The sequence below is a fragment of the Serratia sp. CY83965 genome (assembly GCF_052166375.1).
GTDB classification, from domain to species: domain Bacteria; phylum Pseudomonadota; class Gammaproteobacteria; order Enterobacterales; family Enterobacteriaceae; genus Serratia; species Serratia marcescens.
This window is the reverse complement of the sequence record NZ_JBJNOV010000010.1, coordinates 93,675-109,329: the sequence shown is the minus strand read 5'-3', so window position 1 is coordinate 109,329 and position 15,655 is coordinate 93,675. Positions and strand designations below refer to the sequence as shown.

Below are 15,655 nucleotides of genomic sequence, written 5' to 3'. Positions count from 1 at the left end.
CCTTTCGATTTTTGAACTCCCACAGTGCCGATAGTTACTCATGGCCCATCAGCGGGTCGCTGACGCTGTGTTCGCCATCTTCCAGCCGCCCCGCCAGACGACGCAGCCAGCCCCCGGCGCTTTGCAGCGTAATATCGTACCAACCGCCGCTGGCGCGGGCGTCAAACGCTTGCTGGTGGCTGCCGCCCGCAGGCAGCGTGACAGGCCACGGGCCTTGCTGCGTGTAAGGGCAGCGTTCGAGGGTGATCGCTATCGCTTCGGTGCCCGGGTTATTCAACTGCAGCAGCAGGTTGCGGCCCGTCGGGCGCAAACGCACCTCAGGCTGCGGCCGGCTCAGGGCGCCGCGCAGTTCACGATGAAAGCCGTTGGGGCCGAGCAGCCACAGATGGTACTCATTTTCTGCCCGCCAGTCGTCGCTGACCGCCTTGCCGGCCTCGACGGTATAGCGACGCGGGATTTGCGTCAGGTCTCGCCGATCGTAGACGTGAAACACCGCTCCCTGCTCGCCGGTATTGAACAGGTTCAGCGTCACGCGGCGCTGCTCGGTCGCGACGCTGGCCTCGACGTGCAGCTGGTAGGGCAGAGCGCGGGAAGGGCGCGCCAGGCGGCGTTGGTGGGGTAAACGCTGGTGGGTGGGCGGCGGCAGCGGCACCTGCGGCAGCTGTTCCTGACGCTGGCGCAGGCCGTCGGCGGCGTGGCGGCTGGTGGCGGGCAGGCTCGGCAATGCTTCGCCGTTAGGATCGACAAAGTTGAACGCCGAAGTGAGATCGCCGCACACCGCGCGGCGCCAGGCGCTGATGTTGGGTTCATGCACCTGAAAGCGCTTTTCCAAAAATTGCAGCACCGAGGTGTGATCGAAAACCTGTGAATTGACCCAGCCGCCGCGGCTCCAGGGCGACAGCACCAGCATCGGGACCCGCGGGCCGGGGCCGTAGATGCGGCCGTCCGGCGGCGGTTGATCCTGCGAGCCGGGCGGCGCCACGTGCTGGAAGATCTCGGTGTCGAACGGTACGGTCGATTTACCGGCGAAGCTGCCGTCTTCGCGCAGCGACGGCGCGGAAGGCGAAGGCATATGGTCAAAAAAGCCGTCGTTTTCGTCGTAGTTGACCAGCAGGACGGTTTTACTCCACACCTCCGGGTTGTCGGTCAGCGCGTTGAGGATCTCTTGGGTGAACCAGCCGCCCTGCACCGGGCTGGAGGGATCGGGATGTTCCGAATAGGCCGCCGGCGCGATGATCCAACTGACCTGCGGCAGTTTGCCCTGCTGCACGTCGGCGCGGAATCCGGCCAGCATGGCGTCCAGGTCGTTGCCGTCGGCGGCCGGCAGGGTGTTGCCGTTGCCTTTATAGAGCGGTGCGGCCTCGTTGAGCGCATCGCTATAAGGCACGAAAGCGTTGAAGTCTTTCGGCGGCCGCGCCGGGTTGCCCACTTGAATGCTGGCGGCGCGGTATTGGCGAAAACCCGCCAGCGGGTTGTCGGTAAAGTTGTCCGGCAGGAATTGATACACCTTCCAACTGACGCCGCTCGCCTCCAGCCGTTCCGGATAGGTTGTCCACTGGTAGCCGATGTCCGCCGGGCCGGGGCTGTCCCATTCGTTGACCACTATCGCCACGTCGGCGGCGGACGGGCCGTTGGTGCCGGTCCAGTGGAACAGCCGGTTGGTGTTGGTGCCGGCGTGGATGGAACAGTGATAGGCATCGCACAGGGTGAAAGCGTTGGCCAGTGCGAACTGGAACGGCAGCTCTTGCTGACGGTAGTAGCTCATCGAGGCCGGCGTTTTGTAGGTGGGCCAGGCGCTCATGCGGCCGTGATCCCAGGCGGCTTGCTCATCCACCCACGAGTGCGGCGTGCCGGTGACGCGCTGGGCGTTGCCGCGTTTGCTGTCCAGATGGTAGGGCAGCACCAGCCGTTCGGCCCCCTGTTGCTGCCAGACGAGGCGATCGCCGGGCAGTGGGATGGTAAAGCGATCGCTGAAGCCGCGCACGCCCGGCAGGGTGCCGAAGTAGTGATCGAAAGAGCGGTTTTCCTGCATCAGGATCACCACGTGTTCGACGTCGCGCAGGGTGCCGGTGCGGTTGTTGGCGGGAATGGCCAGCGCTTTGCGAATCGAGGCGGGCAACAGCGAGAATGCCGATCCGATGGCGGCAGCCCGCAGGATATCTCTGCGTGAAAGGTCAGGCATGCGTCGTTAATCTCCGTCAGTGTGCTTTGAAGATAGCCGCTGACGACGATAATGGCGAAAAATAACAGGGAGATGAAAGCGAGGGAAACAATGCTCCCTGGCGGGAGCATTGGGGGGTAACGCTTACTGCCTGATCAGGCGGCCGAGCGCCGGCGCTGTCTCGAAATCGCTGCGGAAGGGGTTGATGTCCAGGCCGCCGCGGCGGGTGTAACGCGCGAACACGCTGAGTTTTTCCGGGCGGCAGCTCTGCTTGATGTCGTTGAAAATGCGCTCGACGCACTGCTCGTGGAATTCGTTGTGCTGGCGGAAGGAGATCAGGTAGCGCAGCAGGCTTTCGCGATCGATTTGGCGGCCTTCATAGCGGATCACCACGCTGCCCCAGTCCGGCTGGTTGGTGACCAGGCAGTTGGATTTCAGCAGATTGGAAGACAGCGTCTCCGCCACGCGGTCCCCTTGATCGGCCGCGCCGCTCAGGTATTCCGGCTTGAAGGCGAAGTCGTCGATCGCGATATCCAGATCGTCGATGTTGATGCCCGGCAGGCGATCGATTTGCGCCGGGTAACCTTCCAGCCCCGGATAGAGTTTGACGGTGACCTGGCCGTTGGCCGCCTGCGACAGATCTTTTTGCATGGCGGCGCTCACCTGTTCCACGCTGTCGAAGCGCGTTTGGTTGAAACTGTTGAGATACAGCTTGAACGACTTGGATTCGATCAGGTTGGAAGAAGAGTGCGGGAAGGTAAATTCGCCGATGCCCACCACCGGTTTGCCCTTGCCGTTGAGCCACGACAGCTCGAAGGCGGTCCAGAGATCAAAGCCGCTGAATGGCAGCTGCCGCTCGTCCACGCCGATTAGATCGCGGCCGCGCGCGCGCGGCAGGGCTTCGAGCAATGCGGGAGCATATTGATCCGGATAATCGGAGTTCGCGCCAAGATGGGTGATCTTATCTTGCTTTTGGATATGCATATTCATTGCCCTTTGCTTGTTCGGTATTGATGTAGCGGTTAAACAGACTGCGGGTGGCGTAGATCGGCCCGACGCCCAGCAGGGCGTAAACCACCTTGATCAGGAACTGCGACAGGATCATGGTCTTGATGATGTCCCAGCTCAGCACGTTGTAAAACGCCAGCGTACAGAACACCACGCTGTCGATGGCCGACGCCACTACGGTACTGGTGATCACGCGCACAAACAGGTAACGGGAGTTGGTCAACTCTTTGATTTTGCAAAGCAGATAGGAATTGACGTTCTCGGAAATCAGATAGGCCGCCGACGAGGCCACCAGCACCGCCATGATGCTGTGCACGATGCCGTTGTAGGTCTCGCTGTACTCCCACTGCGGAATGCTCGGCACCAGCGTTGTCACCCAGACTCCCAGAACGAAGGTCAGGTTGGCGATAAACGAGATGATGATGGTGCGCCGAGCCAACCGCAACCCATAGAATTCGTTAAGGATGTCCACCAGAATGAACGTGAGCGGGTAAATGAAGATCGCCGGCGGCGTGATGAGATTCAGTACCGGGATTTGGATCGGCTTGACGCCGCACAGCGTTGAGAAAATATAAATCACGCTGAGCGCCACGGTAATAATCAGATAGGCGTACCAGGAGCGTTCGTGGCGATCGCTGAGCTCGTAGGCGGTTTTTTGTTGGTTATCGCCATAGAGTTTGCGGTACAGCGCCTGCAGCTCGTGCCGGCTCAGATCTTCTGATATTTCGCTGTCGGCCAGCTCATTCAGCCCCATGGTAATGGTTTTGCCGGTGGCCAATACCATGACATTGGCCGCGATGGTGCCATGCCGGGTGAAGCCCAACAGCTTGAACTTCTGATTCGGTTCCATTTATAACCTTTCTCCAACGATGTAACCCAGGAATTGCACGGTGTCCTGAGGGCGTTTGTCCATGCTTTCGCTGTCTTTGTCTTCAACCACAAAGAAGCCGCTTTTTCCCGAGTGATACAGCAAAGGCGAATCGCAAATCAGTACCGGCGGGCGTTTGATGATGATGACCTCGCCGGGAATAAATGACCCTTTAATTTCGGTCTCTATTTTCATTGCCAACATGTTCGACTCATCGCCGAAGAAATAAGTCAAAGGGAACTCAGTGACCAGCTGCCCGATCTTGCGTTGCGAGACGGCCAGATAGCGCGACTGCGGGATCACCGGAATGGCGGAAGGGTTCTTGTTGCCTTCGGTGGACAGCGTTTCGTTAAGCAGCTCCAGCTTTTCCAGATCGTAATCTTCGATCTCTTCACAGGAGACACCGAAGAAATCGGAGATCCGATTCACGGTGGATTGCTGAACGTTGTTCACTCTTCCGTCAAGAATTTTGTAGAGGGTAGTGCGCGTCAGGCCGCTGCGATTGGAAAAGGAAGCCTTGGTTTCACCGCGGGTACGCATCAGATATTCAATATTTTTAATGATGTTGATTTTGCGCTGTGCGTTGGTGGTTTTCATTGGCTGTCCTTACAAACATTACGCAGGCTTCACTATATCTTACGCATTGGCGTTGTCCAGATAAAAAGGCGCGGACGGGCGGGTAACGAACTGATTATTAGTGGTAATTATTGTTTATCGTCAGCCGTTTAGCGCAGTGATGTCAGCGGGGGTAGCCTGCTTCCTCTGCGAGAAAGATAAAGCCGTGCAAATCAATTGATTAGGTTTTACTTATGGAAAAGTGAACACAAAAGCCGGTTTTATGTTTACTTTTATGTTGACCAAAGCCGATTTCATGGGCTACTGTTCATGCAAGCTGAAGCTTTTCTTTACGATCAAAATACGGAAGCCGACAGTTTTTATAATAAAAAGCTCAGAGGGGGCATTGCCACACTCTGAGCATAAATGGATAGCTTGCTACCGACACCAGGGACCCTAACCACCACGGCCGCTTGTCTGCGCGATCGGCCCCTTCTTTTGCATTGAATCCCCTTTTCGAGCGTCAAACACTCCCCCGGGACCTGGAGGAGTGCATTACCGCGTTCACGAAAATCAGAGCGATTTCTGTGATGCCAGCGGTTTTTGCGCCCGGCTGAAGACCAGTTTAAGCACCCAATACAGCAGGCTGGCAGCGACCAGGGAATTGATGGTCGGTACGCCCCATTCGGTCGCCAGGCCGACGGCGCCGCCGGCGATGCTGGCGACGATCGCCGCCCAGCCGATAGTTGGCGTTTCGTTCGGCAACTGGCCGGTACGGCGGCTCTCATCCAGGATCTTGCGATGGCTGCGCAGCAGATAATAGTCCACCAGCATGATGCCGATAATCGGCGGGAAGACCACGCCAAGCACCGTCAGGAAGTCGACAAAGCGGTCAAGAATGCCCAGCACCGACAGCGTGGTGCCCAGAATACCGATCACCAGCGTAGTGTAGGTGTACTTCAGCTTCTTGCCGGTGATGCCTTCCACCGCGTTGACGATGCCCAGCGAAGAAGAGTACAGGTTGAGATCGTTGACGCGCAGGGTGGAGAACACCACCACCAGCAAACCGGCGCCGCCGGCCGCTTGCGACATGATGGTGACCACATCCGCGGTGCCCAGGGTTTTGGCGATCAGGATCGCCAGGCCGTTCACCACGAACTCGCCGGCGATGATGGTGAAGAGCGTGACGCCGAGCACGTGCTTGCCGTTTTTGGAGTAACGGGTCAGATCGGGGGTCATCAGGCTGGCCACGATGGCGCCGCCGACGACGATGGTGATGCCGGCGCTGATGGTCAGCGGTTCACCCGGCGGCGCCAGCTGGATGATCTCCTGCAGGTTATGGCCGGAAAGCGCGGTCACCGAAATATAGGCCACCAGCATGATGAACATCGGCACCGCGATACGGGCGGCGATGCGCAGCGCCTTGAAGCCGAATGCCACCAGGATGGTCAACAGCGTGCCCGAGAGCCCGGCGGCCAGGCCAAAGCCCAGCTTATTGCCGAGCGCGAAGTCGAGCGATTTGGCGAAAATGGCGTTCTGAATGCCGAACCAACCCAGCAGGCTGACGGCAACCACCACGCCGATCAGCACCGAGCCCAGACGGCCGAAACCGCACCAGCGCGCCAGCAGGCTGCCGGAAATGCCTTCGCGCATGCCTGCCAGCCCCAGGCCGAAGGTCACCACGCCGAAGATCAGGCTGCCGACAAAAATGGCGGTGAAGGCGTCAATCAGCGTCATGGAGTTGCCGAGCACGGCGCCGAGCATGAACTGGTCCAGCGCGGTCAGCATGCCCATATGCACGATGGCCACGCTTAAAAACGAAACTCGTTTATCTTGCGGCACCCGGGTGAGCGGATAATCTTCGATCTTTATCACGGTGAGATCTTCCTTGCGGTTCAAATAAACTGAATGCCTTTGGTTATCAGGCGATCGGGAATGTAGTTATCCAGATTGGCGTATTTGCAGTATTCCTCAAATTGCTGCTGAGTATGCACGTTGGCCTTCTGGTAAATGTTATAAATGCGGTTTTCGATGGTCTTATTGCTGACATTATAGATTTTGGCTATCTCTTTCACTGTAAATCGTTGCAGCATAAGGAAAATGACATCGAGTTCGGCACGGGTGAACAGCTCGTTATTGACTTCGGTGGTCAACACGCTGGGTTTTTGCTGATTGATGTACTTCAACGGCGACAGGCTGTTCATCGGCTTGGCGTTCCAGATCACGCCAATCACCTGTTTGTCATCGTTGTACACCGGCAGCTTTTCGCTGATAAACGGCGTCAGGCTGTCTTTGCCGTACCAGTAGTGCGTTTCTATGACCGTGACCCGATCGCGCGCCGCTTCGGTCATTTTGTCATGTTCGATAAAGTCGGCGGCGGAGTCGGCCCAGTCGGCGGGGAACTCGTGGTCATATTTGCCGGCGACGTCGAAATTCAGCGGCGTATTGGTATAGAGATAAGCGGCGCGGTTCATATAGAGGTGGCGGGACAGGTGATCTTTGATGCCCCAGGGTTCGCTCAGGTGCTCCATCATGGTGATGAGGCCCTTAAAATAAGATTCATTATTTTTATGCGATGAACCCATACCCACCTCTGTGCCGCTCAGGCCGCGTTACAGGCTTTTAGCCAGATAATGGCGGGTGTGGCGATGCGCATAGTCGCCCAGTTCGCCGTAGACCCGGTAGCCCAGTTTTTCGTAGAAGCCTCTGGCCTGGAAATCGAAGGTATCGACATAGGCCATATGGCAACCGCGCTTGCGGGCTTCTTCTTCGGCCAACTCCATCAATTGGCGGCCGTACCCGCTTTTGCGGCATTGATCGCCAACCCACAGATACTGCACTTCCAGGCCGCCCCACCAGGTGCGCGCGACCAGGCCGCCGACGATCTGCTGGCTGTCGTCGGTAACGGTCAGGAACAGCGGGTGAATGTCTACGGGCTGGGTTTTATGATTGTGCGCCCAAAGGCTGTCGATAACGAACTCTTCATCCTGCGGGTTGGGTTTGTCGGTGATATTAATATTCATTTTTAATATAATTCCCTGATTTAATTATTCAAAACTGAACTAGGCGCTTTCGCCCTAACCGCTTCTAATATCACTTTCGTTAATGTATTTCAAGGGTGGTTTTCACCCTTTTCCACCTGGTGAGCGGGCGCTTATGATAGGCGCCACAGGGAGAAGAAAATAGTGAAACAGGCGGTATTAAAACGCTGAAATGCCCTGCTTACACCATCTTTTCCTACTTGCGCCTCACCAGGGCCCCACCGGGAAAACTGCAGTACTGTATGGCTCCACCGGATAGAGCAAGCTCACTTGCCGACGGGGGAGCCACTTTGTTTTTTGACGCGCTCGCCCGCGGCCACCGTTCTCTGTCTCAGATATTAAACACTCTTCTTATCAGAAGATATGCGCCGCAGATGAAAATGTGGCCGATACCTTCTGAGCCGCGGATTCAGTCTTCTGCGATGACGCTGTCCAGCGCCGGCTCGATGGTCGCGCCCAGCATGGCGCCGTGCCCTAAGGTGGGCCATTCCCGATAGCCGACGGTGAAACCGTCGAGCTGCGCCAGCTGTTCGGCCAGCAAATGCGTTGCGTCCGCCGGCAGAGCGGGGCTCTTCACGCCGGGCGGGGTCGTGCGATCGCGTTCCGCCAGGCCAACCCACAGTTGCAGCCTTACCGCCGGCGTCGCGCGCCGTTCCGTCCTCTGCTGCGCTTCTTGCAGGATCATGCCATTGCCCCACCACAGCGAGGGTTCCACGGCGATATAGCGCTGAAAGGCGGCGGGATGGGTAAACAACGTGTGCAGAACGAAGAGCCCGCCGTAGGAGTGCCCCCACAGCGTCTGCCGCTGCGGATCGACCGCCAGTCTGGCGGCGATCGCCGGTTTGATCCGAGTTTCAATCAATTGCAGGAACGCATCCGCGCCCCCGCCGGACCGTGGCGGTGTCTTCATGCCTGCCGGCAGAGGGAGCGTATAGTCGTAGGCGCGGCCGGCGGCATCGATGCGCAGATCGTTGTCATAGCCGATCATGACTAGCACCGGCGGCCGCTTCGCCGCTGCCAATTTGGCCAGTAAGGCGGCGTTTAACTCCATCAGCACCGCGTTGCCGTCAAGGAAATAAATCGTTGGATAGCCGTCCGGCTCAGGCGCCCGATGCGGTTGGGCGATGCGAACGCGATAATGCCGTCGGCCATCGGCGGAGGTGAAGCGCAGGTCGCTGAAACGGTAATCCGCAGAATCGCTATCGGCTACGGTAGCGCCGATCTTGCGTTCCAAATCGGGCCTGGCCAGCACGGAGCCCGGCAGCCAAAGGCCGATGGCGAGCGCCAGAAGCGCAGAGATAAAATGCCGGTTGGACAAAAACATGCGGGTTAACACCTTCGGAAAAAGGCCGATAGTAGCATCCGTTCGCGCCCGGCAAAAACCTAGCTTTAGGGCGGACATTCCGGCCGAGAATGGCGGCCAAAACCCGGAAGAGGGGCGCCAGTTGCTTTGCCGGGTTAATAGCAACTCATTGTTATTATTGGTAAGTCAGGAATAAGAGAGATTGCAATTAATTAGAAATGGTTATGATTTTTATGGTGAGAGGAATGGCGAAGGGAGGGGGAACTACACGGTTATCAACGATTTTTAGCAAAAAAAGCCCTATAAAATAGGGCAAAGACACACAACAACACCAGGGAAACTTTCCGGTATCTTATATTATAGCTTCCTATACATATAGAACATTTTATTATAAATATGTAAGTGATTCTTATTGATTATTTAATGCCATTATTTTTCAAATGGTTATGTGGTCCGGCTGAGGCATTGCTCTTGGGTCGGCTGCGGGCTATCAGGGATGGGTGGCGGGGCTTTTCTGTAACGGCGGCATGAACAAGCGAGGTCATTGGCCCGATAACCCTCAGGGCAATACCGGCCGGCAGGCTGCGAACATGCCGGCCGGTATTCCTCCTCGCGCTGGATACTGCGCCGCACGATCTTCTCTGCGGGCGTCCGGTGAAAATCAGTGCTGTTGCAGCGTCAGCATCTTGCCAAGCAAAATATCGGTCGGCGGCAAAATATCCGTATCCAACCCGGCGGAGGGGGTAAAAGTCAGCTCGCCAAAAATGATCTGGCCTTGCGAGATGTAGAAATCAACGCGAACAAACTCAAAGGGCGCCGACAAGCGAGTGGCGTACTCAAACAGTTCATCATATCCCTCAGGTTTCACGAAAGCGTTTATCTCCTCCTGGCTCAATGCCAGGCAGTCCTCGCTATAGCAAAGGAACTTGAACTCTTTGTCGAAGAAGTAATATTTTGGCGTCCCGGTATCCCTGCCGACGCACAGTAAGGTGCAGTAAGGCACACCGCGGAAACAATAGATTTTATAGTCTTCAGGCCCGTGACCATTGGCCGATTCGATATATTTTTCCCCAATGATCTTTTTTTGTATCCCTTTGTAGTTGAGTTCTACATAGGTTTTCCAGTAATCGTCTTTCATCCACCCATCAATCAGATGAGAGGCGCTTTTAATGTTCAACGATTGCTTATTTTGGCAAATTAAATTATACCCTGAACCGTGGTTTCCCTTGATGACAAATTTATCAGGCAGCGTTTCCCACGGTATTTCCTGCACTGAATCACAGGAAAAATACAACTCATTAAGAATCTCTTCACATCCCTTTTCTTTGATGTACTCTCTCACCGCATATTTATCTGCACATTGAGTCACTAATGCGTTATTACTGTAGTCATTCAACTTAAGATGATTTATCTTTTCATTCCAGGTTGAGGGGGACTGTAAATTCAGCGGTTTGCCAAATGCCCTTTTGTATATCAATCTGGCCTTGAATTCGGGGGCTAATACGGCCAGCTGATTCAGAATAAACTTCTTGAATTGTCTCTTCATATACGTAATTCCATCAAAGCATAATGACAATGATTAAGACGTTCTTGTATTTAAAACGCGGGCGGCACGCTTTCACTGCGCCATTGAATGGCTGTCGGCGTTGTTCCCAGATCAAATGGCTTGTGCTCTAACGCCCGATTAAGAATGCGGGCCGATCGCCAGGCCATCAGGCTCAGCTGAGGATCGGCAATGCCGTGATTATGCATACTGGCGTTCATCGCAAATAAGCAGTTCTCCGCTGGGCCTTCCCACTCAAAGGTAAAGTCAGGGGCTATGCGGTATTCGCCGTCCGCAGTCTTCAACAACCGGTGGGCCAAAGGCTCAAGGAACTCAGGCGTCGCCGATTGATAACCGGTGGCAAAGATCACCACGTCCGCCTTGAAGGTTTCCTGGCCGTGATCGAGATGATGACGCGTTTCGAGCTGGTAGGCGTTATCCAGCGTGTGTTTCACGGCCGTCAGCGAACGGCTGGGCAGCAGGCGCACCCATAATTTCTCGCGCAGGACGTCGAAGCGGTGGTACATGGCGCGATAAATCGCCAGCAGCGACTCACTGGTGATGCCATCTGAGGTCATCTTCTGTTCGGCCAGCATATGCCGCTTGGCCGCGCTGTCCAGTGAGTAAAAGCTCTCGACGTAATCGGGCGTGAAGTATTCGTTGGCAAAAGCAGCCTCATCGAGCGCATTGTAGTTGTTGCGGCGCGATATCCAGTCGAGCTGCTCCGGCTGCCCCCATTCCCCTTTAAAAATATTCAGGAACAGATCTGCGCCGCTCTGGCCGCCGCCGACGATCGCCACGCGTTTCCCGGTCAGATCGGGGTTGCGCAGCATCATTTCGCTGGCGTGGAAACAGCGATCGCTTTGCGTCGTCACGCAATCCGGCAACTTTATTTTCTTGCCTATACCTATGCTGACGTGTTTGGCGTGGAAGACCTTATTCGAGGTGGTCACCACGAACTGGCGCTGCCGATCGTCAAATTCGACCCGCTGAACGTCTTGATTGAATGCCAATGATCCCATCCCGGCGGCGGCCCAGGTAAGGTAATCGGCGAACTCTTCGCGCGATGCGGTGCGCTGCTCCGTCGTCAGGAAACGATAAAATTTTCTGTTTTTCACCAGATAGTTGAGAAAGCTGTAGCGATTGGTTGGGGCAACCGCACTCACTAAATCTTTTAAGAAGTTGGTCTGCATACTGCAATCCGCCAGGATCATCCCTGGGTGCCAGGAGAAGTGAGGCTTGCGTTCAAGGAATTGTCCCGTAAATCCCTCTATTTCACTTCCTAAGGCTGCCAGGCTAAGATTCGATGGGCCAAGGCCAATACCGATGATATCCAAACGCTGATTCATTAATAAGCTCCAGTATAATGAGAATAATACCCAGAAATACGGCTGCAGATAGGGTGGCTTATAGCAACCAGGCTGCCTTTTTCTTATAAGTAAGCTTCACGAATTAAATGTAATTAAACGGTGTACGGGCCAAAATGCCGCATTTTTAAATGCCCGTTGAGAATTCGGTAGCGCATCAGGTAAAGGCTACAGGCGTATTTCTTTCCATGAAAATCCCTATGAAGGTTTGCGCGTGTATTTAATGAATATTCCTAAGTAAAAATCCGATGCCGCCTGATTCATCAAGCCATGAAAACGGCCACCAGGGAGGATGTCCACCGTATGAGTTCTTATCTGCTTTTCTGGTGTATATGCCATTGCATTGCCGGGATCGGTGTATTCGTTGCTTAGAATAGCCTTAAAATAGGCGCGGGGAAGGTGAAATAACGTGATATTAGAGGCAGGATGCTTTTTGCAAAGATGAAATCGGAAGTGAAATTATGAAATTTGTGCGTTGTGAGGTGGTTTTTATCATTTAATTCAACGTATTATTTTGTTTTTTGCGGCAGAGTATCACACTCTTTCACTGAGGTGATACGCACGCTTCTGTACCTTTATCTCCTCTTGTTGCCCCCCGAACGGCAATATTTTACCCCGAGTTGCATCACCCTAATGGGCGCGGATGGTTCGCGTTAACTACCGGGGTCAGGATTCGTTTAATTAATGCCGGACAAAGGCTGGCCGGAGAGGACGCTTGCTCGAGCCGAGTGTGAAAAAACCTGGCCACGCTGGCGCAACGATCGCGTCCGATCCGGCAATCTGCCTTGTCATCATCATTGACCATTCTTACCGACAATAAAAATCTTTTGGTCAGCTCGGGGCATTTTTGCGCGCTGGACAGAATGACAACCGTTGCGCCAAAACCGTGAAGACCTGCCAGGTTGATCAATCACGGGAGCTTCAAATTGCTGAGGTAGTCATACTGGGCTTGCGAAATGTCCAGTTCCCCATCGCTGAAAAAGACTTTTATAAACATATCGCCCTGGCCGACGATATCGACACGTTGGTAGGTTCCCGTCACAAAACGGCGCACGATAGCCTGAATGGCAGCGGTATGATTAGCAGGAACTGCATTGTTATCCGTGACTTTCTGTTCAAAAGTAATAGGGTGCTCTGCCTGAGGATCGGGACTGTATTGTGCGCGTTTGGCTGCGCTTTCGAACTTGAAATCATTAAAGGCGTTGTGGGTGGAGTTAAACATATCGGCAAGGTTTTTGATATGCGCCGCCATCTGATTCACGACCATGGTTTTATTGGTCACGAAGCGTTTACCCAAATAAGTGCCAGTCACTACCGCGAGCTGGGCGGCATTTCTGCCTAAAATGCTGCCAACGCCAGAACCGGCCCCCGTCCATAATCCCGCGATCAAAACCAGTCCGGCTCCGCCGACGGTACTCGATGCGATATTCTCAAAATGCTGAACACGTGCCCCCATTTGCCATGAGGTTCCGGGAAAAGAGACATTAATGCGGTTATCCAGGTGATTAATTCTTCCGCCTGGTCGTTGTCCTGACTCAATATTATTGGCTGTCAGCCGGCGGTTGTTTTCATCTTTGAGTTCGCCCAGCGTAAACGCGATCTGTCCGGTCTCCGTTTTTGTTAATCGAAAGACTTCTTCTGGTGACAGAGACCTGACGAGGATCAGAGCCTCATTTAAAATCTCACGGGTCAAAAAGTTGGCTGACACCCGATTATTCGATTCGTGTTGCGATGTCAGAGCTAAAATTTCATGTGACTTAGGAAATGCCATAATCCCCCCGCCATTACGATATGCACCGTAATGTGATTAGCTTTCTTTATTTTGCTTAATATCCCAGCCCATCTGCACCGAAGCTCCTTTATTGCCTTGCTTCGCTTGCTCCCAATATTCCATCGATACTTTACCGGCCTGAAAAGAGTATTCAATGCCTAGCGTGGAACCGTGCTCGACACCGATGAAGTCGGTATGAGTCACTAATACATCTTCCAGGGTAATACGGGTATATTCCACTTCCTGCCCACCGGCTTTGCAAAGCGACAACTGCACTTTGGCGAGGTGTTTACCGGCCGAGCAGTATTTCAATAAGGCAGGTGTCGCTTTATCTATCAGAGCCTGTACGGTCAGATCGCGAAAATTTACTTTACCCGCACCGCCGCCGCCGCCAACGGCCATATTGCCAGGCTGCCGCGCGCCCCAGTTAAAGGAAAAGACATCGATCCATTGCTTGTGATTCGCATTTTTCGATTCGCCATTAATGCCTTCAACTTTTAAAAACATATCCATTGCCATGATTTTATCACCCGATCATTAACGTATTGTTAGGTGCCCGAATGCGCTTAGCTCTCTTTATTCTGCTTGATATCCCAACCAGATTTGCTTTCCGCGCCTTTAGTGCCGCTGCTGCCTTGTTCCCAGTAACTCATGGTGACTTTTGACGCCTGGAAGGCGTAATCAACCAGGATCGCATCATTTTGACCGACACCGTTAAAATCGGTTTGCGTCACCAGCACGTCTTCGAGAACGATTTTGGAATATTCCACCTGGTTGCCGCCCGCTTTGCAGACGGAAAGCTCGATTTTCGCGACATGTTTTCCACTGGAACAATATTTAAGAATGGCGGGCGTAGATTTGTCGATAAGCGCTTGAATACGGAGGTCTTGGTAATTCACTTTCCCGGAACCGCCCCCACCGCCGACAGCCATATTTCCTGGCTGTGAAGCCCCCCAGTTAAACGAAAGTACGTCGGTCCATCCTTTATGATTGCTGTCTTGGGACTCACCCGTCATTCCTTCAACTTTCATATACATATCAATTGCCATTGTCGTCGGATTCTCCATTATTTCGCGTTGGTAGCGGAATAGGTTAAAAATGTCTTATCAATGGGTAAAATTCAGCATAGCCTTATATGAATGAATTAACAGCAATGTTGTTTTTATTCGGAATGTTCCTAGTTTTAATCCAATATGTTGTGATTTAACAAAGTGATACCGTTATAGGTTCGTGGCTATATTCCATCACCGAATGACAATAAAACACTCGATAAACGGAGAATAGGCGTGCGCTCGTTTGACGCTTGGGTGGTCGGGGATTGGGGGGGGGGCGGGCCTTTCGAGAAAGTGCACCTGTAATGCGAAATTGCACATCCATCGGATGATGCGGTGGCGCTTGAGCGCTGGCCCGCAGGGTGAGGTCTTCAGACCGAATAATCGAACGCAGTTCGATGGAGAGTCCGTATCCCAGAAAGCGAAAAACCCGCCATAGGCGGGTTCTTCTGAATATGGTGCCCGGACTCGGACAACCGGCGCTGGCGCCGTGTTGAACAGCGCTTGAGCGCTGGCCCGCAGGGTGAGGTCTTCAGACCGAATAATCGAACGCAGTTCGATGGAGAGTTCGTACCTCAGAAAGCTAAAAACCCGCCATAGGCGGGTTCTTCTGAATATGGTGCCCGGACTCGGAATCGAACCAAGGACACGGGGATTTTCAATCCCCTGCTCTACCGACTGAGCTATCCGGGCAACGGGGCGCATTAAACCGTATTGGCCGGATGGCGTCAATCGCTTTCTGTCACAAAGCCGATCGGTTGCTCTATTTTCAGGCAGCGAGCCCGGAGGGGCGGGGGACGGGAGGATATCCTCATTCAATAAATATGCATATAAAACGTGTATTTATACTACTCCAGAACGCGCCATTTATTATTTTTCAATTAAATAACAATGGATTACGTCTTGGTCAACGGACGTTCAATCAAGACGATTCTCGCTTGAACCCCGCAACGAATCATGCAATCATTGCGCAAATTTTAGCACTC

General features: G+C 54.0%; 13 protein-coding genes and 1 tRNA gene. All 14 read right to left on the bottom strand.

The window, feature by feature from the left end:
- Positions 1–34: 34 nt before the first annotated feature.
- Positions 35–2,182 carry a phosphocholine-specific phospholipase C gene (locus ACJ8PL_RS18375; RefSeq protein WP_442531319.1) on the bottom strand — a complete coding sequence of 716 codons (2,148 nt, stop codon included), beginning with the start codon at positions 2,180–2,182 and terminating at the stop codon, positions 35–37.
- Between the two features lie 123 nt (positions 2,183–2,305).
- Entirely contained in the window at positions 2,306–3,145 is an 840-nt protein-coding gene (gene queF, locus ACJ8PL_RS18370) for an NADPH-dependent 7-cyano-7-deazaguanine reductase QueF (RefSeq protein WP_110147605.1), read from the bottom strand.
- Entirely contained in the window at positions 3,123–4,019 is an 897-nt protein-coding gene (locus ACJ8PL_RS18365; protein WP_004937338.1) for a queuosine precursor transporter, read from the bottom strand. The genes queF and ACJ8PL_RS18365 overlap by 23 nt, the downstream gene beginning before the upstream one ends.
- On the bottom strand, positions 4,020–4,634 hold the full coding sequence (locus ACJ8PL_RS18360) for a helix-turn-helix domain-containing protein (RefSeq protein ID WP_016930109.1): 615 nt from the start codon (positions 4,632–4,634) through the stop codon (positions 4,020–4,022).
- A 531-nt stretch (positions 4,635–5,165) separates the two neighbouring features.
- Positions 5,166–6,467, bottom strand: coding sequence for a cytosine permease (locus ACJ8PL_RS18355; protein WP_028127599.1), 1,302 nt, complete (start codon positions 6,465–6,467; stop codon positions 5,166–5,168).
- A 20-nt stretch (positions 6,468–6,487) separates the two neighbouring features.
- The gene (locus ACJ8PL_RS18350) at positions 6,488–7,177 is read right to left on the bottom strand and encodes a helix-turn-helix transcriptional regulator (protein ID WP_004937346.1); all 690 of its coding nucleotides are present in this window, start codon (positions 7,175–7,177) and stop codon (positions 6,488–6,490) included.
- Between the two features lie 27 nt (positions 7,178–7,204).
- Positions 7,205–7,615: a GNAT family N-acetyltransferase gene (locus tag ACJ8PL_RS18345; RefSeq protein WP_016930107.1), complete on the bottom strand. Its 411-nt coding sequence runs from the start codon at positions 7,613–7,615 to the stop codon at positions 7,205–7,207.
- Positions 7,616–8,042: 427 nt separating this feature from the next.
- Positions 8,043–8,957 (bottom strand): alpha/beta hydrolase, encoded by a 915-nt coding sequence (locus ACJ8PL_RS18340; RefSeq protein ID WP_115436527.1) that lies wholly within the window; start codon positions 8,955–8,957, stop codon positions 8,043–8,045.
- Positions 8,958–9,597: 640 nt separating this feature from the next.
- Positions 9,598–10,482, bottom strand: a complete 885-nt coding sequence (locus ACJ8PL_RS18335; RefSeq protein ID WP_016930105.1) for an ATP-grasp fold amidoligase family protein — start codon at positions 10,480–10,482, stop codon at positions 9,598–9,600.
- A gap of 50 nt (positions 10,483–10,532) precedes the next feature.
- A complete protein-coding gene (locus ACJ8PL_RS18330) occupies positions 10,533–11,828 on the bottom strand; it encodes a lysine N(6)-hydroxylase/L-ornithine N(5)-oxygenase family protein (protein ID WP_028127600.1) in 1,296 nt (431 codons plus the stop codon).
- Positions 11,829–12,756: 928 nt separating this feature from the next.
- On the bottom strand, positions 12,757–13,617 hold the full coding sequence (locus tag ACJ8PL_RS18325; RefSeq protein WP_228009761.1) for a hypothetical protein: 861 nt from the start codon (positions 13,615–13,617) through the stop codon (positions 12,757–12,759).
- Between the two features lie 36 nt (positions 13,618–13,653).
- A complete protein-coding gene (locus ACJ8PL_RS18320) occupies positions 13,654–14,136 on the bottom strand; it encodes an Hcp family type VI secretion system effector (RefSeq protein ID WP_025304261.1) in 483 nt (160 codons plus the stop codon).
- A gap of 47 nt (positions 14,137–14,183) precedes the next feature.
- On the bottom strand, positions 14,184–14,666 hold the full coding sequence (locus tag ACJ8PL_RS18315; protein WP_004937362.1) for an Hcp family type VI secretion system effector: 483 nt from the start codon (positions 14,664–14,666) through the stop codon (positions 14,184–14,186).
- A 620-nt stretch (positions 14,667–15,286) separates the two neighbouring features.
- Positions 15,287–15,362, bottom strand: a tRNA-Phe gene (locus ACJ8PL_RS18310).
- Positions 15,363–15,655 lie beyond the last annotated feature (293 nt).

Excerpts from the sequence above, each read along its gene's own strand:
- ACJ8PL_RS18375 (WP_442531319.1), bottom strand. The coding sequence starts at position 2,182 with ATGCCTGACCTTTCACGCAGAGATATCCTGCGGGCTGCCGCCATCGGA.
- ACJ8PL_RS18320 (WP_025304261.1), bottom strand. The coding sequence starts at position 14,136 with ATGGCAATGGATATGTTTTTAAAAGTTGAAGGCATTAATGGCGAATCG.
- ACJ8PL_RS18330 (WP_028127600.1), bottom strand. The coding sequence starts at position 11,828 with ATGAATCAGCGTTTGGATATCATCGGTATTGGCCTTGGCCCATCGAAT.
- ACJ8PL_RS18350 (WP_004937346.1), bottom strand. The coding sequence starts at position 7,177 with ATGGGTTCATCGCATAAAAATAATGAATCTTATTTTAAGGGCCTCATC.
- ACJ8PL_RS18365 (WP_004937338.1), bottom strand. The coding sequence starts at position 4,019 with ATGGAACCGAATCAGAAGTTCAAGCTGTTGGGCTTCACCCGGCATGGC.
- ACJ8PL_RS18315 (WP_004937362.1), bottom strand. The coding sequence starts at position 14,666 with ATGGCAATTGATATGTATATGAAAGTTGAAGGAATGACGGGTGAGTCC.
- ACJ8PL_RS18360 (WP_016930109.1), bottom strand. The coding sequence starts at position 4,634 with ATGAAAACCACCAACGCACAGCGCAAAATCAACATCATTAAAAATATT.
- ACJ8PL_RS18340 (WP_115436527.1), bottom strand. The coding sequence starts at position 8,957 with ATGTTTTTGTCCAACCGGCATTTTATCTCTGCGCTTCTGGCGCTCGCC.
- ACJ8PL_RS18325 (WP_228009761.1), bottom strand. The coding sequence starts at position 13,617 with ATGGCATTTCCTAAGTCACATGAAATTTTAGCTCTGACATCGCAACAC.
- queF (WP_110147605.1), bottom strand. The coding sequence starts at position 3,145 with ATGCATATCCAAAAGCAAGATAAGATCACCCATCTTGGCGCGAACTCC.
- ACJ8PL_RS18345 (WP_016930107.1), bottom strand. The coding sequence starts at position 7,615 with ATGAATATTAATATCACCGACAAACCCAACCCGCAGGATGAAGAGTTC.
- ACJ8PL_RS18335 (WP_016930105.1), bottom strand. The coding sequence starts at position 10,482 with ATGAAGAGACAATTCAAGAAGTTTATTCTGAATCAGCTGGCCGTATTA.